The sequence below is a fragment of the Persicitalea jodogahamensis genome, assembly GCF_014651615.1.
In the GTDB taxonomy this organism is placed as follows: Bacteria; Bacteroidota; Bacteroidia; order Cytophagales; family Spirosomataceae; genus Persicitalea; species Persicitalea jodogahamensis.
Map to the genome: position 1 here is coordinate 256,057 of NZ_BMXF01000004.1, position 20,245 is coordinate 276,301.

Below are 20,245 nucleotides of genomic sequence, written 5' to 3' on the forward strand. Positions count from 1 at the left end.
TGCGACGTTTTTATAGCTACGGAATGAAAATTGTAGTATTTATAGTATCTATATAATTAACCTTTTTGCCATGACAGCCATTAACAAACTTACTTACCTTTCGGTGGTTGCTCTTCTTGGGTTGTGGGGATGTTCCTCCAGCCAACTTACCTCGCGCTCCGGTGCTGCTTATGATGATCTCTACGGAGGCCCGTCGGGTGTAGCAGTTTCTCAAAGCGATGTAAACACAAGAGAAAGCCGCAACATCAATCCCGACTATCAGTCCGGTGACTACGATCCCGGAAATCAAAACGGAAATGCTGACTACTATGACGAATCGTATCTATCCTCACGGAATGCTCAAAGACGCGTTTCAGATGGGGTAGGCTATGATGCCGGATTCCGCGAAGGATACTACGCGGGTCGGAACAACGGGTTCGGTTCCAATTACATGTTCAACAACTACGGCTCATACTGGCCAATGGCTGGCTCAGCCTTCAGCATGGGCTTCCAGATGGGAATCAACAATTCACTACGATTCGGCTATAGTCCCTTCAATCGGTACGGAATGGGGTACAATTCATGGGGCTACAATCCCTGGGGGTACTCAGGGTTTGGTTCATACGGATATGATCCTATTGGATATAGCCCATTTGGTTACGGAAGTATGGCCTATGGGTACGGCATGAGCCCATTTGGCTACGGAGGATACAATAGTTGGGGAAGTCCCTGGGGTTTTGGTGGATTCGGAGGCTACAATGCATTCAATCCTTACTATGGTAGCTTTGGAAATCGCGTGCTGGTTGTAAATAATTACGACAACGGTAACGCCACACGGAGCTACGGACCTCGTTCCAGCACGGCTCGCAGCAATGGAAGCTACAACAACAGCTTCTCAAATACTGCCCGGACTTCACGGAATAGCGGTGGTCGTGAAGCATACAGCGCTCCTTCGCGCGGTACTACTACCACCTCTGACAGCTATTATGCCCGTCCCCGCGCCAATAGTAGCGGGACCTATTACAACGGAGATGGTACATCCGCCGGTCGGACGGGTACCTACACGAATCGGAGTTCCAGAAGTAGCTCGACTACCAGTGAAACCCCTTACTATTCGTCTCCGCGGTCGAGTTCAACAAGCACTTATAATTCTGGTAGCAGCAGCCGCTCCTCGCGCACCTATCAGAGCAGCCCCAATTATAATTCGAGCCGTGGCTATGGCAACAGTAACTCGACCTATCAGGCACCGGCCCGATCTACCTATCAAACCCCAAGCCGGTCGACGTCGACGCCCACCTACAACAGCGGGTCCAGTAGCCGAGGTAGTGTGAGTACGCCAAGTTCTTCATCGAGCAGTTCTTCAAGCTCTTCGCGATCGCGGGGACCAAGATGATCTTTCCGGTATGATTTTTGAAATAATTTAAGACCCTGCAAACGATCTATTTTGCGGGGTCTTTCGTTAAACAAGTACTTCAGTTTTTCATTATTAGCCAACCCATAAAATGAACATCATTAAATTAAGTCTGCTGGCTGGCGCTGCGCTGCTGCTGGCCTTCCCCTCCCGGGGTCAATACGCGGCTGACGCTTTTCGCTTTTCTGAAATCAATCAAACGGGTACCGCCCGGTTTCAGGGTGTTGGAGGCAACCACGCCGCTCTTGGCGGCGACGCAAGTACTATTAGCGGCAATCCCGCCGGACTGGGTTTTTACAACCGCTCCGAGCTCAGTCTCAGCCCTTCGTTTAGAAACCTCAACACTGAAAGTACCTACCTGGGTCGGGTACAATCGGATGGTAAGACAAATCCTAACCTTACCCAGGCTTCGTTGATTATTGCGGGGAGTCCCAATCGTTACAACAGCAACTGGAAACGCAGTTCGATTGGTATTTCCTACACACGGCAGCAATCGTTTCAGAACTTGTTTTCGTACTCCGGCCGCAATGAGCGATCAGCGTTTGTCGATGCCGCGGTAGACGACGCAAACCGCAGGAATATTTCGGCAGAATCGCTGGATCAGGAATTTGACGTGAATAGCCGGCAAGCTTTTACCTTACCCGGGGCGTACTACCAGTTATACATGATTAATCCCACTACTGCAGTTGGTCCCCCGTATGTGCGGTACGAAAGAAACAATCCCACGGACCAAGTAGGTAGTTTTGAATCCACCGGCGCCCACTCGCAGTGGACTTTCGCCTATGCCGGTAATTATAACGATAAGATTTACGTGGGTGCCTCAATCGGCTTCAATCGTATAAGGTACGATTATAATTCAACTCTGTCCGACCAGTATGCGAATGCCACTGTGATCAGGGGTTCCACTCATACAGAGGACCTCAACGTTACGGGTAATGGCATTAATGCCACGATAGGGATCATCTACAAAGCTACTCCGCAGCTGCAAATTGGTGCATCCATTACATCCCCTACATTCATGAATGTGAAAGAAACCTTTAATGAATTGGTACAGGCAGACATCATCGGAATACCTCAAACCGATGCCAACGGCCAGACTGTTTTCTTCGTTCCTGATGTGACCACCGTGGGCTTGCAGCCCAATGATTTTGAATATACCATCCAGAGTCCGCTTCGTGCGTCTGGAGGAGTTACGTACTTCTTTGGCCAAAGCGGATTTTTGACAGGCACTGTCGAATATGTAGGTTACCGGGGAATGCGCGTGAGCACGGGTACTTTGAACGCAGCGGACAATTCCACTTTTCGGCAGGACAACAAAAGAGAAATTGAGGACACTTACACGGGTGGGGTCAATGTACGGGTAGGCGGTGAATACCGTGCCGGTACTTTTCGTGCCAGAGCCGGACTGGCCTATCTGGGAGATCCTTACCGGGTGAAACTGGATGATATTGATCGCAGCAAGCTACTACTTTCGGGTGGCATAGGATTTCGGAATGAGCGATTCTTTGCCGATGTCACGGGGATTTATAATACCGCCAAGGCAGCCTACACGCCCTATGTCCTGAACAACCAGAGCGACTATGCCTCTGCCAGAATCACCAGCCAATCGATCAACCTGCTTATCACGCTGGGTACTTTTTTCTAAAATTGAGTTGAAAATTATTAGAGGTCGTAGTGTAATGTGCAAACATTCGCTGCGACCTTTTCTATGCATGCTGGTTGATCAACTCGATTATTTCCTGAATGCTGGTCTTGTTGGAGATGGTAATGTCAGCCTGTGCGTAGAACGGAAATCGCCCTGCCAGCTTTGCTTTAAGTTCTGTTTCCAGATCGGTAACGCCCGATAAGAGTGGACGGTCATCCCGATTATGATGGATGATGCGCGCAGCAAGTTCAGAGGGCTCTACGTCCAGAAAAACGCTCACGCCATTATTTTTAATGAATTGCATATTGTCGAAGAAGCAGGGGGCTCCACCGCCGGTCGCGATAACAGTGGCTTGTTCTGGACCTATTTCCTGCAGGACTCTCCTTTCCACTTCCCGAAAATAGTCTTCACCGTGTGTGGAGAAAATTTGCGGAATCGTTTTGTTCTGATCTTTAACAATCAATTTATCCAGATCGACGAACCGGTAGTTCAAGGCTCTTGCCAACCTTCTTCCCAGTGTTGATTTGCCCGAGGAAGGCATTCCGACCAGAAAAACGTTTTTCATAGCTTACTCAAAACGACCTGCGCATCGGGAGTATCATTGAAATGCCACTTGCCTTTCACGACCCCGTTCTGCAACAACCAGATGCCTGGATTGGAGCGGGAAATTGTTTTCAGTACGGTTGCGTCGGCATAGTAGTAGGGGAGAGTGAGTTGCTGGGTTTTCAGAAACTCGTTCATTTCGTCACTACTTGCCGAAGTCAGAATAATCGGTTCTACTGCTTTGCCTTTCAGGTCGGTGACCAGTTTTCTAATTTCAGGGAAGGCGGCAATATTAATATCGTTGAGGTTCTTAACGATGATAAATAGTTTGTTTCCTTCGAACGTTTGCTGCGTAAAATCTCCTTCATCGTTCCAGGCACGGTAGTCGGTGATCTTGGGCTTTGCGCTTTCATTCAGCAACACCATTTCCTTGAATTTCAAGGTTGTGTCGCTCGGAAACTTCTCGAATTCAACCTCTTTCCCGTCCTTCTCAAAGACATATTTGTATTTCATTTCTTCGGAAGGCTTCATCTGCTCTGGAATGCTGGCGCCTACCCGGTATGGCAAGAGGTCGATGATCGGCAGATGCCGGATTGCGTAAAAAGCCACACCTACCGAGGCCACCGTCGCCACGGCGACAATCATGCCCGTGGGCATGGCACGAAACTTCTTTCTGTGGTAGACAAGGAATAAAATCAGCGCCAGTAAAAACACATCTTTTCCAAAAGACGTCCAGGGCTTCAATTTGATAGCGTCCCCAAAACAACCACAGTCCGTGACGCGGTTGAAATAAGCGGAATAAAATGTCAGGAATGTAAAGCATATGATCGTGATGAGTAGTAACCAGGAGGTGGTTTTAGGCTTGTAACTTACCAGCAGGGCAACGCCAAGTACCACCTCCGCCACGCACAGAATCACCGAAAAATAGAGAGCAAACGGAATGAGCCCGATGAAAAAATCATGCAGGGCGGGCAAATCCTGCGCAAAAACTTCGAAATACTCTTCCAGCTTGATTTCAGTACCGACGGGATCATTCAGTTTGATCAGCCCTGAAAAAATAAAAAGTACGCCAACGATGACTTTGGCAATTTGGGCAGCAAGCTTCATTAATTTTGAATTAGTGATTGAGTGAATTAGTGAATACCGGACTCCAATACGCACAAAAATTCAGAAATTTGTTAATCAACTTTTGAGAAATCTGATTACACCACCTCTAATTGGTGTGCAACCCATTGGATTTGATTAAACAAAACACGGCATAATTAATCATGTCCTGATACCCGGATTTGACTCCTTCTGAGACCAGCGTGATTCCTTGATTATCCTCTATTTGCTTAATCCTTAATAGTTTCATCAGAATAATGTCTGTCATTGAACTGACTCGCATGTCACGCCAGGCTTCGCCGTAATCATGATTTTTGTTAAAAAGCAATTCCTTTACTTCGCTTACCTGCTCTTCGTACATCGTGGAAAGCTTTTCGTGTCCTAGTTCATGGTTGGCGTTTTTCAGAGCAATTTGAATGAGCGCCATCACGCAGTAGTTGATGATACCAATGAACTCTTCTGTGATTCCGTCCTCCACTTTTTGACTACCTTTATCTTGTATAGTACGGATGCGTTGAGCCTTAATGTATATTTGATCCGTAATGGAGGGCAGCCGCAGAATTCGCCACGATGTGCCATAATCCTTGTTTTTTTTGGCAAAAAGATCACGGCAATAATTCATGATCTCCTCGTATTCGATTTCAGTTGATTTCAATGCCGGAGAGGAAGAAATGGAAGATTTAAAGTACCAAGCGTAGAGCCAATGGTAGACTTACAACAGCCAGGAACCTTATTAGCGTCGCAATTTAAGAAGAAAACGATCAAAGTTGCTGGGCGATTGCTGGATTTCAGCACGCCTGTGGTAATGGGAATTATCAACCTTACGCCGGATTCGTTTTATGAAGGTAGCCGATTCGAAGCCAATCAGGACAAATTGCTTCAAGCAGCCGGCCAGATGATCGCGGATGGTGCAAAGATCCTGGATGTGGGAGGCTACTCAACCCGTCCTGGCGCAGCGGAAGTGTCAGAATTGGAGGAGAGTGATCGTGTGCTCGGAGCAATCGAAGCGCTTTCCCAGAGTTTCCCCAGCCTGATTATTTCGGTCGATACTTTTCGGGCCGAGGTTGCCAGAAAGGCGGTGATGGCGGGAGCATCTATCATCAATGACGTCTCGGGTGGGAATCTTGACGAAGGAATGTTCGGAGTTGTCGCTGAATCGGGAGTACCCTATGTGCTGATGCATATGCGCGGAACGCCGCAGACCATGGTCAAACAAAATCGGTACAATAACCTAATCCGGGATGTGGTGCAAGAAATTGCTGCTAAGTTGGATAAGCTGAATTCACTGGGCGTGGCCGATGTGATCGTTGATCCGGGATTTGGCTTTGCCAAAAATGTCCCACAGAATTTCGAGCTACTGAATAATCTGGAATATTTTCAGAATTTGGATGCCGCCCTGTTAATAGGACTTTCCCGCAAATCGATGATCTGGCGTAGTTTAGAGACTACCGCTGATGAATCATTAAATGGCACTACCGCCCTGAACATGACGGCACTTCAAAAAGGCGCAAACATTCTCAGGGTTCACGATGTAAAAGAAGCTGTCGAAACTATAAAGCTATGGAAGTTAACCACACTGCGGAATTGAAATTTAGCTAGATTCGCAAAATTTTGATTTGAAAAATTATGCGTATTGGTTTCTTGACGGTTGAGTGGACCGATTTGCTCGATATTACCCTGGTCGCGTTCTTGCTTTACCAGGTATATTACCTTGTTAAAGGCAGTATCGCCAGTCGCGTATTCTTAGGCTGCATTTTTGTCTACGTTTTTTATCTGATCGTGAAAGGGCTGAGGCTTGAATTGCTGACGACCATCTTACAGTATTTCATGGGCGTTGGTGCCATAGCCCTCATCGTGATTTTCCAACAAGAAATCCGCCGTTTTCTTTTGATGATAGGGAAGTCCACTGCATTTTCAAACAACAGATTATTCAACACTTTTTTTGGTAAATCGGATTCGGAGGGGCAGGCGCAGCATTTAAAGAAAATTGCCGACGCCGTCCGGAATATTGCTGCCGATTTCAACGGGGCAATCGTCGTTATCAAAAAGAATGATGACCTGGAAAAATTTGTCCAGACGGGTGAGGTACTTGACGCCACTATTTCGCGGAATTTGCTCATCTCCATTTTCAATCAATACAGTGCGCTTCATGAAGGAGCTACCATCGTGTCCGATGGCCGCATTGCCGCTGCCCGCTGTATTCTGCCCGTTGCGGATGGGATTGATGTTCCACCCAGTATTGGGTTTCGTCACCGCGCAGCTCTGGGCATGAGCGAGGCTACCGATGCAGTTGTGTTGGTCGTATCCGAACAAACAGGGAGGATATCGCTTGCCGTGGAAGGAAAACTCATCGGTAATATTTCAACCAATGAGCTTGAAACCCGTCTGGCCGACTATCTGAATGCTGATTGATGAAAAACATAGTTGATTTTGATAGAAAATTTTCATGGCAATGAGCTGATTGATAGTGTATTTGGGTCCAAGGAACATAGGTAGTTTTATTGAAATGAGGTAAAGGCTTGTCGTTGACTTTTTTTCTACTTACTTTTGCAAACGTTTTTAAGAAAAGCAACAACATCAAGACCAAATGGCAAACCATAAATCGGCATTAAAGAGAATTCGCGCCAACGAAACCAAGCGTTTGAGAAATCGCTACCAACACAAAACCACCCGTACCTACATTCGCAAATTGCGCGATACATCTGATCCAGAAGCCGCACGTGAGGTGTACAAAACGGTTTCATCCATGTTGGATCGGTTGGCCAAAAAGAATGTTATTCATAAGAACAAGGCTAACAACCAGAAGTCGAAGCTTGACAAGTACGTGAAATCCCTGTCAGCTGCCTGATAATTTACCCAGGAAATTTATAACCCCGATAGCGAAAGCCATCGGGGTTTTTCTATTTTTAGGCTTAATAAAATCGTTTTATTTCAATGAGGATAATCTACCTAACTCTTTACGTTCTATTTATTGCCTGTTCGGCTGCCTGGTCTCAAAACACCAAACGACCGCTCAATGCCGACGACTACGATTCCTGGAAAAGCGTCAGGCAAACTACCTTGTCCAAAGATGGTGAATGGGTGTCTTACGAGGTGAATCCGCAGGAAGGCGATGGTCAGCTTTTAGTGAAAAATCCAGCGGCTGCTCGAAAAATTGTGATTCCCCGTGGTTATGATGCCAGATTTTCTGCCGATGCCAAGTTTTTAGTAGCCAAAGTAAAGCCACAACTCGAAACGGTACGCCAAGCCAAAAAGGCAAAAACAAAAAAAGAGAAAATGCCAAAGGACAGCCTGGTTATACTCAACCTGGCTACTGGCAACCAAAAGACGTACGGCGACTTGGTATCCTTCTCTATTCCTGACGAGTCGGGGCTGTGGTTAGCCATGGCTACTAAAATGCCTGAGGCAAAAAAAGACACAACTGTAAATAAGGATGAGACTGATAAGAAAGCTAAGGACAGAAAGCTCAAAAAGCTCAAAGGCGATCTCCTGACCCTTCTGAACATGGCTGGCAGCGACTCCGTATCCTTTGAAAATGTAGATGAGTATGCCTTGTCTGATCAGGGGAATCGTGTGATCTTCACCAGACAGATGTCCAAGGACACAGCTGTTTACCGGGGAGTGTTCGAGTATATGTTTGCCAGTAAAAAAATTCAAACTCTTGACACAAGTTCGAAGGTCGAGGTATACAAGAACCTTTCTTTGGATAAAAAAGGTGAGCAGGCGGTCTGGATGAGTTCTCCGGATTCCGCCAAAGCGGACGTAAGAAGATTTGCCCTGGTGTTTCGGGATTTAGGCAAAAAAAGTAATGTGGTAGTTGCCGATACCGTTACGAAAGGGTTGCCCCAGTATTGGGCACCATCCGAATTTCAAAAGCCCAGGTTTTCCGATGATGGCAGACGCCTATACTTCGGAGCCGCTCCGGTGGGAAAACCTTCGCTGAAAGACACCACTATGCTCGACGAGGAACTATCCCGTGTGGATGTCTGGAGTTATACGGACACCAGGCTGCAACCTATGCAGGACAAACAGCGTAAGGAGATGCTTGAAAAGGATTACTGGACGTACTATGATGTGAACAGCCGGAAAGTGATACCGCTGGCGAATGAGGAAATGGCATTCGTTACTATTAACTACCGGGACAATCAGTCCTTTTTGCTTGGTAAATCTTTCGAGCCCTATCAGAGGTCAAGCTCCTGGGAGCCCGGCCACTCAGACTTATATTGGATTGAGGCATCGACAGGTAAAAATTCGCTCATCGCCCGAGATGTATTGGGGCAATCCGAAGCGTCACCAGCTGGCAAGTACGCAATTTGGTTCGATGAGCGGGATACGCTCTGGAAGTTGCACGATCATTCGGCAACTACCCTTAGAAAATTAACCGAGGGTCTCAACGTAGCATTTCACGACGAAGAGCACGACACGCCCGACACCCCTGACGCGTACGGTATCGCGGGCTGGACAAAGGACGACAAATACGTACTGATTTATGACCGCTACGATATCTGGAAAATCGACCCTACATTAAAGGAAAAGCCGGTAAATCTTACCATGGGATATGGGCGCAAGGAGAAGGTTCGCCTTAAATTTCTTGAAATGCGGGAAAAAGATGATGACCCGGCTATCGATCTCTCACAGGAGAACTTTCTCTGGGGGCAGTGGGAGGGCGACAAGGAGACCGGTCTGCTTTCCTGGAAGTCAGGCAGTGAACCGGCGATTATGGTCAAGGAGCCTTATTATTTTAGCCCAAACTCTTTCAAGAAAGCGAAGAATGCAAAGGTGTATGTTTTCGAAAAAGGGAATTTCGCTCATCCCAATGAACTGTACTATGTGAGGGATTGGAAAAACCCACAACCGCTTACCAACCTTTTCGCCCAAACCGATGGAATCAAATGGGGGAGTGCAGAGCAAGTTAGCTGGGTTTCGAGTCAGGGAGTAAATCTGGAAGGGTTGCTTTTCAAACCTGAAAACTTCGACCCCAGCCGCAAATACCCCATGCTGGTGTACTATTACGAAAGAAACGCCACGTCCCTTTATGCCTTCCGTGCTCCTGCCCCGAGTCGCTCAACGATCAACATTCCCTACTGCGTCTCCAACGATTACCTGGTATTTGTGCCCGATATCGTCTATGGCAACGGAACACCTGGAAAGAATGCCTATGATTGCATTGTGTCGGGCGTGCTGGATCTGGTGGACAAAGGCTTTGTGGATCGGAACAATATCGGCATTCAGGGGCAAAGCTGGGGAGGCTACCAAACGGCCTACCTCATCACCCAGACCAATTTGTTCAAGGCTGCCATGGCTGGGGCCATTGTGGCCAACATGACGAGTGCCTACGGCGGAATCCGGTGGGGAACTGGCATGAGCCGAATGTTCCAATACGAAAAGACGCAAAGTCGTATTGGCGGTACTCTCTGGGAAAAACCGCTTTATTATATTGAGAATTCTCCTCTTTTTTACGCCGACCGTGTACAAACACCGGTTTTGATGATGCACAACGACGCGGATGGTTCTGTGCCGTGGTATCAGGGAATAGAATTTTTCACCGCTCTGCGGCGTTTGAACAAACCCGTATGGATGCTGGTCTATAACGACGAAGACCATAACCTGACTAAAAGGCCCAATATGAAAGACCTTAGCCTAAGGATGTACCAATTTTTTGACCACTACCTGAAAGCCGCTCCAATGCCCAGCTGGATGAGTGAAGGAAGGACGATTTTGGAGAAGGAACGCTGGGATATGAAGTTCGATTAACTTTGGCAAATTCTTTAATTTGCCCTATATTGCGAATAAGATTCTAAACCTTGTGGTCGTTTTTCGGTCACAAGGTTTCTTTTGGAAGAATTAATACCAAAAAAAACTTTATTTAGTACCATTAATCACATAATGACTTACCGAAGAATGAAAAAATTAGTTTTGTTTGCCGGGCTGGCAGCAATGGGAGCCTTCCCTGCTTCGGCCCAATCACCGTCCATATCATTCAATGCCCGGGGCATGGTAGCTATTTCCGATGCGGATATGGCGGCCTCTGCTCTGGTAGATGGCAAACTCCTGCGTGACAATACGGTCAAGGATAAACTCACCTCCATTAAATTCCCGCTTGTTCGAGGCGGTGCCTCAATAGGCGAAATCGTCGTTCCAAACTCTACGCTTACTTATTCCAAAAGCATGGCAGTGCCCAAAACGGGCGGCCTTGCATTCGTGCTGGAGTCTCGCGGTGCTCCCGGTGAAACCGTGAATGACTATCCAGACGCCATGAAGGGTTTTCCCGTTGGTCAGAAACTGTATGTTGTCGATATAGTCAATTTTGCAAAACCGAAAGTGAATTTTGGCTTTGCAGTAGGTAAAAACCCTACAGCCATCGACATTTTCAAGAATAATGAGTTGATGGTTTCAACGCGCGATGCTGGCAAAGAATTGGTCTTCCTTGAAACGGATGACTCCGGAAAGCCTACTCGTTTCCTTGCTCTCCCTTCAGAATTGGACAGCACAAACAGTATAATCGATTTGAGCTGGCACCCAACGGGCAACTTCCTGGCCGTAACGCTAGAGGCAACTAAGGAAGTGGCTTTATACAAAGTACTTCGTGACGGTGGCAAATTGAAGAACATCGAAAAATTGGGTACTCCTTTGAAAGTGGGTGATTCACCGACAGTAGGAAGATTCTCCGAAGACGGAAAGTACTACTATGTAATGGATAACAAAGGAGCTATGGGCAAGGCTACCGGTGAAGGCGCTTTGCACGTGGTTGAGTTTTCCCTGACCGGTGGTGAGCATAAATTGAACAGCAGCACTCCTGTGGGCATCAATCCCGGAGCGTTCGCTATCAGCCCTGATGGGACTATGGTGGTGGCTGCCAATTCTGGTAAAAGCGCAATGCCCTGGACAGAAGACGGCGCTGGCTCTTCGAGCTCGCTGACATTGTTCAGTCTCGCCGATGGTGCTCTGACTAAAGTTGCAGATTATCCTTTTCCCGGAATTTTGCCCCAAAGTGTGGTATTTGATAAAGATGGCTCAAACGTAGCCGTTGCAGTGTACGAGTACCTGGATTACGGTAGCCGTACAGGTGGCATCGAGTTCTGGTCTGTAACCAAGGGCGGTACACCAGCACTGGCGAAGCAAATGGGCCGCATCAGCGTGGAACGTGGATGCCACACCATTCGCGTGATTCCCTGATTAGTGCTAAATACTATCTTTTGTAAAAACAGGCCGACAAAATCGGCCTGTTTTTTTATTTAGGTGATAATACTTGATTTACGGAACCAGAATCCTGTATAGCTGTTTATTTGTCGGATAGTTTTTTAGTAAATTTGCGTTTGAAAATCATAAAAAAATTCAATTTATAAATGCTTACAGTTCAAAACGTATCGCTACGGTACGGCAAACGGATTCTTTTTGACGAAGTAAATATAAAATTTGCTCCCGGTAACTGCTACGGTGTCATCGGAGCCAATGGAGCAGGAAAATCAACCTTTCTGAAAATACTCTCCGGCGAAATCGAAGCGCAGACGGGCACCGTCAGCCTGAACCCCGGCGAACGGCTCGCCGTGCTCACCCAGGATCAGTTCGCCTATGACGACTACACGGTAATGGATGCCGTAATTCTTGGTCACAAGCGCCTGTATGAGGTGATGAAGGAGCGCGACGCTATCTACGCTAAGGAGGACTTCACTGATGAGGATGGTGTGAAAGCAGGCGACCTTGAAGCCGAATTTGCAGATTTGAACGGTTGGGAAGCCGAAACGGAAGCGGCACAACTTTTAAGTGGCCTGGCCATACCCGAAGATTTGCATCAAACCATGATGCGCGATCTTAACGGAAGTGATAAGGTCCGGGTGTTGCTGGCGCAGGCACTTTTCGGAAATCCTGACGTACTGCTGCTTGACGAGCCTACCAACAACCTCGACGTTGATACAGTGATGTGGTTGGAGAATTTTCTGGCCGACTTCAAGAACACCGTAATCGTGGTATCCCACGACCGTCACTTCCTCGACCAGGTTACAACCCACGTGGTGGACATCGATTTCAGTAAGGTGCAGCTTTACACCGGAAACTACTCTTTCTGGTATGAGTCGAGCCAACTGGCGATGAAGCAGAAGCAGGACGCTAATAAAAAAGCAGAAGATAAGCGTAAGGAATTGGAGGAATTTATCCGTCGTTTCAGCGCCAACGCCTCCAAGTCCAAGCAAGCTACCTCCCGGCAGAAGCTATTGGAAAAAATTACTGTGGATGATATTAAGCCATCATCCCGTAAGTACCCCTACGTGGCCTTCAAACCTGACCGCGAAGTGGGTGACCAGATTTTGCGCGTGGAGGGACTTACCAAGCGTGCTGAAGATGGCAGCATCCTGTTTGAAGACCTCAGTTTTGCGGTAAATAAAGACGACAAGGTTGCCTTTGTGGGCCGAAACATGCAATCGGTAAGTACCTTATTTGACATCCTGATGGGTGAAGACAAGGCTGATTCCGGCACTTTCACGTGGGGAGTGACAATTACCAAAAGTTATTTTCCGAAAGACCCCAACGAATTTTTTGACGTAGACCTCAATCTGGTGGATTGGCTGCGCCAGTATTCTGACGAGAAGGACGAAAGCTTTATTCGGGGCTTCCTGGGCCGCATGTTGTTCAGCGGCGAGGAATCTTTGAAAAAAGCCGGGGTACTTTCGGGGGGAGAGAAAGTTCGATGCATGTTGTCGAGGATGATGCTTTCAGGATCTAATGTTCTGGTTATGGATGATCCTACCAACCACCTTGATCTGGAATCCATTACTGCCCTCAACAATGGCCTAATGGATTTTCCCGGTAATGTATTGTTTTACTCACATGACCACCAGTTCATACAGACTGTTGCTAACCGGGTCATCGAAGTCGGACCGAAAGGTATGATCGATAAGCTGATGACTTATGATGAGTTCATCAAGGATGACTACGTGAAAGCGCAACGCGAGGCTTTATACGAAGGAGTTTTAGCTTAAATCATTTGCTGATAATAGACTAAAAAGGCTCCCAGGAATGTTTCCTGGGAGCCTTTTTAGTCTATCATTAACACCGAGCCAGTTTTGATGAATACAGAATCTTCTTTACCAATCTTTATTCGGTAAGGATAGGAGCCAGGTGGAAGAATAGATCCGTTTAATTTCCCATCCCAACTTTGGGCAGAATCAACCGTATGGAAAACTACGGTTCCCCATGCGTTGAATACGGTCAGCTCATAGCCTGTAGTCACCTCTCCTTTAATTTCAAGGAGATCGTTGATACCATCACCATTTGGTGAAAAGGCATCAGGAATGAAAATTGGGGCTCCCCCGCCACACACGGAAGCAGGGGTAAGCCGGCAGACAGGTAAAGATGAAAAAGTACTGTTTGGCGTAACCAGAAGCAGTTGATAACAGTGTTCCCGACCGCAATTGAGATCTTCATCATCCAGGGTCCCACTCTCTCCCTGGGACGTAATATCTTTCCAGGAATTATTGTCTTTCCTAATAGTCAGCTTGGTATTTGGTGCCAAAACCATGGTTTTCCAGACTAAGCCATTGGATTCCGAATGGCTTATCATTTTCAGAGTACCTGAACAGACCGGCTCAGATCTGGTACTTTCAACCAGACAAGTATCGGTGGATTCGAGCCGAAAGCAGGTTGATGCCAGTGAATCTACAACTACCTCGAGCTGCTGATCAGCTTTCGAAATAGTGCGGCCGGTACTTTCCCAATCACCACTGCCCGTCTTTCGGTAGAGCAGAAGTTCGATGGTAGATGGATTTTTAATTGCCAGTTCGCCGCTTGATATGGCAAGCATTCTGAAATCGGAAATGCTTGGCTTAGCTGTCGTAACGGATCCCGGCTCGTATCGGAGAAGACGCTCGTTGCTTTTGCAAATATTGGAAGTACCCCAAACCCTAATAGATCGGGGAGACGAATCAGGGTAGGTGTGACTTACCGATTTCAAACGGGGAAATGACTGTTGTATAGTGCCATCTCCCCACGAAATCCAATGTGACTCGTAGATTGCAGACTGGGTTTCTGCGAAGATTAGCTTTACCGTCGATCCGCTGCAATTGACCAGCCTGGCTTGCGGGGGAATGGTATCCGGGCATTGTGCTTTCAATTCACCCAGAAGGAAAACAAGCCCAATGAAAAGCAGACTGAGTGCTGTAAACACTTTATTTCTTCCTCGCTCCATCCGCTCACCAAAATTATTTCTATCCCAAAATAAATAAAAAAAGCGGGGATATTTACATCCACGCTTTGTAGTTACTGATTATCAGTGAGTTGCTATTTGTCGTAACTCACCTTATACTTGGCAAGAACATCAGCAGGGACGCCGTCCCAAACATTGGGGCGATTGCCCATGTACCCAATATCTTCAATTCCTATCTTGCTCGAAAAGAATCCTGTAGCTGTAAAGTTGCGCATGGTATTGAAAAAAGATACCCCCTGGCTCATTTCTGGCTTGGCCTTTTCAGGGTATGCGATATCATCCACAATCTGTAAACGCTGCTCCTTACTCAAGGCAGTGAAAACTTTGCCACCAAAGCGCTTGGCCGATTCCCGGTCCAACCACTGCAAACCTCCCCGGAAAGGAGTCTGCCAATAAGGCTGATCTTTCACCATGAATTCTATAAACTGCGGCACACCCGATTCCGACGCGCTGCCTGACTTGCTATCCTTGGGAATGATAATGTCCGACAACACAGCTAGCGTAGCCAGTTCCTTATCGGTGAAATACTTTTCCGCCATAAGCTTGGCATCGTGTTCGGCCTCCTCTTTCGTACGTCCAAACCCCACCTCTGCGGGGGGCGTATTCATAGCCTTGTCCAGTTCCCGACGCTCGGCCAGTACTTCCTGCGGATTGAGAGCCGCCACCCCGAACGAGCTCAGGGTAAGCGCTTTTAATGAGTCTCTGCGTTTCATAATTTTGGGGCTTTGGGCTATCAGCAATTGACTAACAGCCTTTAATTGTAGTTATTTTACTATTCGCTCCTGATCAAACTACCCTAGTGGTTGGATAAGAAAAAGATAAATCGGCAGTCGAAATGGAGCAAGACTGCTGCTCAAAAAAATTGTAAGAGCCGGCAGCCGATTAAATATTCTTCTTCTTGACTTGATCAATGATGTAATCTGAGGCACGCCACGACAAGGCTAAGATAGTCCAGGTGGGGTTTTTGTCTGCCTGCGAAACGAAAGCACCGCCATCAACGACAAATACGTTTTTGGCGTCGTGCGCCTGATTGAAAGCATTCAGGGCTGAGGTCTTGGGATCACTGCCCATGCGGGTCGTACCCACCTCGTGAATGATTCGTCCCGGTGCGGCCAACCCATAGTTACTGTCGGCCCCAGGCTTATTGCCGGAAGCCACACCACCCATGGCATCAATGATTTGCTCAAAGGTATCCTGCATGTGCTTGGCCTGCTTGATTTCGTAGTCTGACCATTTGTAGCTGAACCGCAATACCGGAATCCCGAACTTGTCCACCGTAGTTGGGTCGATCTCACAATAGTTGTCCGCGGAAGCAACTGCCTCGCCACGACCTGACATACCGATGTAAGCACCATAAAAACGACGGTAGTCGTCTTTAAGCGATGCGCCGTATCCACCGGCCTCTTTCATTTTTCCGTCCGGGCCGGGGTACTTTCCGTTAGTGTTTTCCATCCCCCAACCGAAACCATAGCCCGGCATACCCATTCCGCCACCATACTCGATGTGGTAGCCGCGCGGGAAGTCCAGCTTCTTATTGTCAAGCCACCAGGGTGAGTAAATGTGTGCGCCGCCGACGCCATCTTCGTTATAGCGCTTCCGATCCATGAGTTTAGGAATAAAAGCACCCCGAGAAGCTCCGGTGGAATCGTGCAGGTACTTACCAACTACATCACTGGAATTTGCCAAACCATTGGGATGGCGGGTAGATTTGGAGTTAAGTAACAAACGGGCTGATTCGCAGGCGCTTGCTGCCAAAACAACCACCTTGCCCTTGACAACGTGCTCCGTAAGTTTTTCTCGATCGACGTAAGACACTCCCGTAGCCATGCCTGTATTCGGGTCAGTGAGTACTTCACGAACCATGGCGTTGGTAGTGAGCGTAACGTTGCCGGTTTTTACCGCCGGAATCACCAGTACCGACGACGCCGAAAAGTCAGCATACGCCTGACATCCGCGGTTACACTGACTGCAATAGAAACATGATCCACGCTCGTTGTTGACGGGTTTGGTCAGGATTGACAAACGGTTGGGATAGATGGGTACACCCGATTTTTTGGCGGACTCTTTGAGCATCAACTCGTGAAGGCGCGGCTTGGGTGCGGGCAGGAAAATGCTGTCTGGGTCGTTAGGCAGTCCGTTTGCTTCACCGAAAACACCGATGAGCTTATCTACCTGATCGTAATATGGGGCTACCGTTTTGTAGTCGATCGGCCAGTCCTCGCCCAGGCCATCGATGCTCTTCCGGCGAAAATCGTCGGGACCAAACCGAAGCGAAATACGGCCCCAGTGGTTGGTCCGTCCACCCATCATCCGTGATCTGAACCAATCAAACTCAGTACCTCTTTTGCGGGTGTAGGGCTCCCCGGCGATTTCCCATCCACCCCAGGCGGCATCAAAATCGCCAAAGTTCCGAAAGGGTGTGCTGGCCCCACGGCGTGGTGACTCATAAGGCCATTTCAATTGGGTGATATACTTGGGGTCGGCGGGATCATAGTAGCCGCCCGCTTCGAGCAAAGCAACCTTTGCCCCGGCTTTGGCTAACTGGTAGGCCGCCATACCGCCGCCCGCGCCTGAACCGACGATTACGACATCAAACTCGGTTGGCGGTTCTTTTATTTGAAAACTCATGGATGAACTGGTTTTTACAGGGTTTGATTTTGACCTTTAAATATAAGTAAACAGAGCCTATTTACTACTGAATGACCTCTTATCTTTGCAAAAAAAAGAAAGTGTTGTGTCAATTATAGGTTCAAACGTAGAAAAAGCAGGGCTGTTGCTGAACGACGGGCAACTGGTGGCAATCCCAACCGAAACGGTGTATGGTTTGGCGGCTAATGCTCTCGACATTCAGGCAGTGGCAGGTATTTTCGCGGCAAAGAACCGCCCCACCTTCGATCCCCTCATCGTTCATGTGAAATCGCTGGATGCTGTGGCAGAATATGTCACGGAAATTCCTGAAAAAGCGAGAGAATTGGCTGAGGCCTTTTGGCCGGGGCCATTGACGCTGCTTTTGCCCAAAAAGTCAATCATACCCGAACTGGTCACATCCGGCCTGCCGACCGTGGCAGTGCGTGTTCCCCGGCACCCGCTGACCTTAGCATTGCTCCAGTCACTGGAATTCCCTTTGGCCGCTCCGAGTGCAAATCCATTTGGATACATCAGCCCCACTACTGCTCAACACGTAGAACAGCAATTGGGGAGTAAGATCGCCTACATACTGGATGGAGGAGAGTGCCGGGTCGGAATCGAATCCACTATTGTTTCCTTCGAATCCTCTACACCAAAAGTATTGAGATTGGGCGGCTTAAGGTTGGAAGATATAGAATCAAAAATTGGCAAAGTTGAAAAATCATTGCATTCCAGCTCCAATCCTCTGGCCCCGGGAATGCTGAAAAGTCATTACGCGCCCCAAAAGCCACTGTTCTTGTGCACCAAGGCCGAAATGACTGAGCCTGGAAACGACAAGAATGTAGGCTATTTGTTTTTTGACAAAGGGCATGAGCGTATTGAGGGAGAAAATTGCCTTTACCTGTCTGAAACAGGCGATTTTTTGGAAGCGGCCCAACACCTGTTTGACTACCTGAGAAAGTTGGATGCCAGTCACGTTCAGGAAATCAGGGCGGAGATCTTACCCGAAAAGGACTTAGGCAGAGCCATAAACGACAGGCTCCGTCGGGCAGCTGCGGTTTGAGCTAAAAATCATGAATAATACAACGTTCAATATCATACGCGCTGATCGCTTTGGTTTTTTAATTTTTATTGTTTTCTGGTTTCTTCAAAGTGTATTCACGGCCACGCATACGGAGCTTTATTTTGATGAGGCTTACTACTGGATGTATTCGCAATTCCCGGCCTGGGGCTATTTCGATCATCCGCCGGGCGTGGCAGTGATGATCTGGTTGGGTAGTTTTTTAGGAAAAACCGAACTGGCGGTCAGGCTGGTGAACATCCTGCTAATGACCGGAATTTTGACGATCATCTATGCAGTAGTAAAGCCGAAGGATACACTGATTTTTTGCCTGACCCTATTTTCTTTTCTTACTTTCCATTTGTCGGGCTTTGTGGCTCTGCCCGATACCCCATTCTTCTTCTTCGCCATCCTGTTTCTGCTGGCCTACCGAAAATTTCTTGAAAGCCGGGATTGGTACCGATGGGCGATCCTGGGTACGACAGCGGCACTTATGCTCTACTGCAAGTACCACGGAGCATTGGTGATCATTTTTGTAATTCTCAGCAACCCCAAACTGTTGACGAATTACCGGTTCTACCTGGCCGGAATTTTGGCCTTGGTATTTTTCCTGCCCCATATCTGGTGGCAAGCGACCAACAATTTTCCGTCGCTGCAGTACCACCTGATAGATCGGGGTACTTCGTACAACATTGGCCAAACCCTTGAATACCTTTTTGGGAACATCCCTTACCACGGTGGGCTGGTTTCTGTTGCTTTACTAATAGCTTCATTTCGCTACAAGCCGGCAAATGTCTGGGAAAAGGCTTTACAGTGGAACTTGTACGGAACACTGGCTTTCTTTTTTCTGGTCACCTCCAAAGGGCAACACATTGAACCTAACTGGACCATCTTCTGTATTTTTCCGCTCCTATACCTGGGGTATCGGAGCGTAGAAATGGCCCGATGGTACCCGACCTACCGTACTTTGGCCTGGGTGTTCGCTGGAATTTTACTCCTGCTTAAAATACATTTGATTTATCCACTGGTCGATGTGAAGAAAGACCGCGTCTGGGATTTTCATGGAAGCCGGAATCTAGGCAAAGAGGTCAGTCGGATAGCCGGAAAAAGAATGATTGTTTCCAATAACTACAAAACTACCTCGCTGCTGAATTTTTATACCGATCTTTACTATTACATTCCCGCTTTAAATATTGGCGACCGGGGCAATCAATACAGCCTATGGCAACTCGATACGTTGGTCTGCGATCGGGACGTGGCTTATGTGAATCAACGACTTGCCGGAATCGGCGTGGCGAGTCGCAGCCATAGCACCGAGAACGTGACGATGATTGAGAATCTGACTTCGACGAATCTAGTTTCTCTGACGAGGGGAAAGTACACGCAGAATGAAAATGAGGTAACGGTGTCGCTGGAAGTCCGACTCCCCTCAAATATGCAGTGTGTGTATAAAGACAGCTTATCTTTGGAATTCACGCTTGTAGATTCAGATAACGGTTCAGTAATGGATACCTTACCCTTATCGTTCGGTAGAGAATATACTACGCGCAAGCGTATAGTGTACCAACTACCTTTGTCACAAAAACGGAAAATAGAAAAAGTACTTGTCAGAGTATTGTCCGCTAAATTGAAGGGAGGAAACAACAAGTTTTTGACATTAAATCCCGTCCAGTAAAT

Annotated in this window: 16 protein-coding genes; 10 read left to right on the forward strand and 6 right to left on the reverse strand. The window is 47.7% G+C overall.

What is annotated here, in order from left to right; all coding sequences use genetic code 11:
* The first annotated feature begins 70 nt into the window (after positions 1-70).
* Together IE117_RS19400 and IE117_RS19405 are read left to right on the forward strand one after the other, a co-directional pair.
* A complete protein-coding gene (locus tag IE117_RS19400; RefSeq protein ID WP_189566236.1) occupies positions 71-1,372 on the forward strand; it encodes a hypothetical protein in 1,302 nt (433 codons plus the stop codon).
* A gap of 109 nt (positions 1,373-1,481) precedes the next feature.
* Complete coding sequence (locus IE117_RS19405) at positions 1,482-3,035, forward strand: OmpP1/FadL family transporter (protein WP_189566238.1); 1,554 nt, start codon at positions 1,482-1,484, stop codon at positions 3,033-3,035.
* 61 nt (positions 3,036-3,096) lie between these two features.
* On the opposite strand, the gene IE117_RS19410 is transcribed toward IE117_RS19405, so the two are convergent.
* The 3 genes from IE117_RS19410 to IE117_RS19420 form a co-directional block, all read right to left on the reverse strand.
* Positions 3,097-3,600 carry a shikimate kinase gene (locus IE117_RS19410; protein ID WP_189566239.1) on the reverse strand — a complete coding sequence of 168 codons (504 nt, stop codon included), beginning with the start codon at positions 3,598-3,600 and terminating at the stop codon, positions 3,097-3,099.
* A complete protein-coding gene (locus tag IE117_RS19415) occupies positions 3,597-4,685 on the reverse strand; it encodes a BT_3928 family protein (RefSeq protein ID WP_189566241.1) in 1,089 nt (362 codons plus the stop codon). The genes IE117_RS19410 and IE117_RS19415 overlap by 4 nt, the downstream gene beginning before the upstream one ends.
* 106 nt (positions 4,686-4,791) lie before the next feature.
* Entirely contained in the window at positions 4,792-5,337 is a 546-nt protein-coding gene (locus tag IE117_RS19420; protein ID WP_189566243.1) for a DUF1599 domain-containing protein, read from the reverse strand.
* Positions 5,338-5,385: 48 nt separating this feature from the next.
* On the opposite strand from IE117_RS19420, the gene folP reads away from it, so the two are divergent.
* From folP to IE117_RS19450, 6 genes are all read left to right on the forward strand, one after another.
* Complete coding sequence (folP, locus tag IE117_RS19425) at positions 5,386-6,270, forward strand: dihydropteroate synthase (protein ID WP_189566245.1); 885 nt, start codon at positions 5,386-5,388, stop codon at positions 6,268-6,270.
* Positions 6,271-6,308: 38 nt separating this feature from the next.
* The gene (gene cdaA / locus IE117_RS19430) at positions 6,309-7,094 is read left to right on the forward strand and encodes a diadenylate cyclase CdaA (protein ID WP_189566247.1); all 786 of its coding nucleotides are present in this window, start codon (positions 6,309-6,311) and stop codon (positions 7,092-7,094) included.
* A 175-nt stretch (positions 7,095-7,269) separates the two neighbouring features.
* Positions 7,270-7,530: a 30S ribosomal protein S20 gene (rpsT, locus tag IE117_RS19435; protein ID WP_189566249.1), complete on the forward strand. Its 261-nt coding sequence runs from the start codon at positions 7,270-7,272 to the stop codon at positions 7,528-7,530.
* A gap of 86 nt (positions 7,531-7,616) precedes the next feature.
* A complete protein-coding gene (locus IE117_RS19440) occupies positions 7,617-10,436 on the forward strand; it encodes an alpha/beta hydrolase family protein (RefSeq protein WP_189566250.1) in 2,820 nt (939 codons plus the stop codon).
* A 147-nt stretch (positions 10,437-10,583) separates the two neighbouring features.
* Positions 10,584-11,858, forward strand: a complete 1,275-nt coding sequence (locus IE117_RS19445; protein WP_189566252.1) for a beta-propeller fold lactonase family protein — start codon at positions 10,584-10,586, stop codon at positions 11,856-11,858.
* Positions 11,859-12,028: 170 nt separating this feature from the next.
* A complete protein-coding gene (locus tag IE117_RS19450) occupies positions 12,029-13,657 on the forward strand; it encodes an ABC-F family ATP-binding cassette domain-containing protein (protein WP_189566254.1) in 1,629 nt (542 codons plus the stop codon).
* Positions 13,658-13,713: 56 nt separating this feature from the next.
* Here the strand turns inward: IE117_RS19450 and IE117_RS19455 are convergent, their stop codons facing one another.
* The 3 genes from IE117_RS19455 to IE117_RS19465 form a co-directional block, all read right to left on the reverse strand.
* Entirely contained in the window at positions 13,714-14,478 is a 765-nt protein-coding gene (locus tag IE117_RS19455) for a T9SS type B sorting domain-containing protein (RefSeq protein WP_189566256.1), read from the reverse strand.
* A 476-nt stretch (positions 14,479-14,954) separates the two neighbouring features.
* Positions 14,955-15,593 carry a gluconate 2-dehydrogenase subunit 3 family protein gene (locus IE117_RS19460; RefSeq protein WP_189566258.1) on the reverse strand — a complete coding sequence of 213 codons (639 nt, stop codon included), beginning with the start codon at positions 15,591-15,593 and terminating at the stop codon, positions 14,955-14,957.
* Positions 15,594-15,762: 169 nt separating this feature from the next.
* On the reverse strand, positions 15,763-17,508 hold the full coding sequence (locus tag IE117_RS19465) for a GMC oxidoreductase (protein ID WP_189566260.1): 1,746 nt from the start codon (positions 17,506-17,508) through the stop codon (positions 15,763-15,765).
* Positions 17,509-17,614: 106 nt separating this feature from the next.
* On the opposite strand from IE117_RS19465, the gene IE117_RS19470 reads away from it, so the two are divergent.
* Both IE117_RS19470 and IE117_RS19475 read left to right on the forward strand, forming a co-directional pair.
* Positions 17,615-18,571 (forward strand): L-threonylcarbamoyladenylate synthase, encoded by a 957-nt coding sequence (locus IE117_RS19470; protein ID WP_189566262.1) that lies wholly within the window; start codon positions 17,615-17,617, stop codon positions 18,569-18,571.
* Positions 18,572-18,581: 10 nt separating this feature from the next.
* The gene (locus IE117_RS19475; protein WP_189566264.1) at positions 18,582-20,243 is read left to right on the forward strand and encodes an ArnT family glycosyltransferase; all 1,662 of its coding nucleotides are present in this window, start codon (positions 18,582-18,584) and stop codon (positions 20,241-20,243) included.
* Positions 20,244-20,245 lie beyond the last annotated feature (2 nt).

What these genes read in the sequence shown, in the direction of transcription:
- IE117_RS19400 (WP_189566236.1), top strand. Translation starts at nt 71, where the DNA reads ATGACAGCCATTAACAAACTTACTTACCTTTCGGTGGTTGCTCTTCTT.
- IE117_RS19405 (WP_189566238.1), top strand. Translation starts at nt 1,482, where the DNA reads ATGAACATCATTAAATTAAGTCTGCTGGCTGGCGCTGCGCTGCTGCTG.
- IE117_RS19410 (WP_189566239.1), bottom strand. Translation starts at nt 3,600, where the DNA reads ATGAAAAACGTTTTTCTGGTCGGAATGCCTTCCTCGGGCAAATCAACA.
- IE117_RS19415 (WP_189566241.1), bottom strand. Translation starts at nt 4,685, where the DNA reads ATGAAGCTTGCTGCCCAAATTGCCAAAGTCATCGTTGGCGTACTTTTT.
- folP (WP_189566245.1), top strand. Translation starts at nt 5,386, where the DNA reads ATGGTAGACTTACAACAGCCAGGAACCTTATTAGCGTCGCAATTTAAG.
- cdaA (WP_189566247.1), top strand. Translation starts at nt 6,309, where the DNA reads ATGCGTATTGGTTTCTTGACGGTTGAGTGGACCGATTTGCTCGATATT.
- rpsT (WP_189566249.1), top strand. Translation starts at nt 7,270, where the DNA reads ATGGCAAACCATAAATCGGCATTAAAGAGAATTCGCGCCAACGAAACC.
- IE117_RS19440 (WP_189566250.1), top strand. Translation starts at nt 7,617, where the DNA reads ATGAGGATAATCTACCTAACTCTTTACGTTCTATTTATTGCCTGTTCG.
- IE117_RS19445 (WP_189566252.1), top strand. Translation starts at nt 10,584, where the DNA reads ATGAAAAAATTAGTTTTGTTTGCCGGGCTGGCAGCAATGGGAGCCTTC.
- IE117_RS19450 (WP_189566254.1), top strand. Translation starts at nt 12,029, where the DNA reads ATGCTTACAGTTCAAAACGTATCGCTACGGTACGGCAAACGGATTCTT.
- IE117_RS19455 (WP_189566256.1), bottom strand. Translation starts at nt 14,478, where the DNA reads ATGCTTGCCATATCAAGCGGCGAACTGGCAATTAAAAATCCATCTACC.
- IE117_RS19460 (WP_189566258.1), bottom strand. Translation starts at nt 15,593, where the DNA reads ATGAAACGCAGAGACTCATTAAAAGCGCTTACCCTGAGCTCGTTCGGG.
- IE117_RS19465 (WP_189566260.1), bottom strand. Translation starts at nt 17,508, where the DNA reads ATGAGTTTTCAAATAAAAGAACCGCCAACCGAGTTTGATGTCGTAATC.
- IE117_RS19475 (WP_189566264.1), top strand. Translation starts at nt 18,582, where the DNA reads ATGAATAATACAACGTTCAATATCATACGCGCTGATCGCTTTGGTTTT.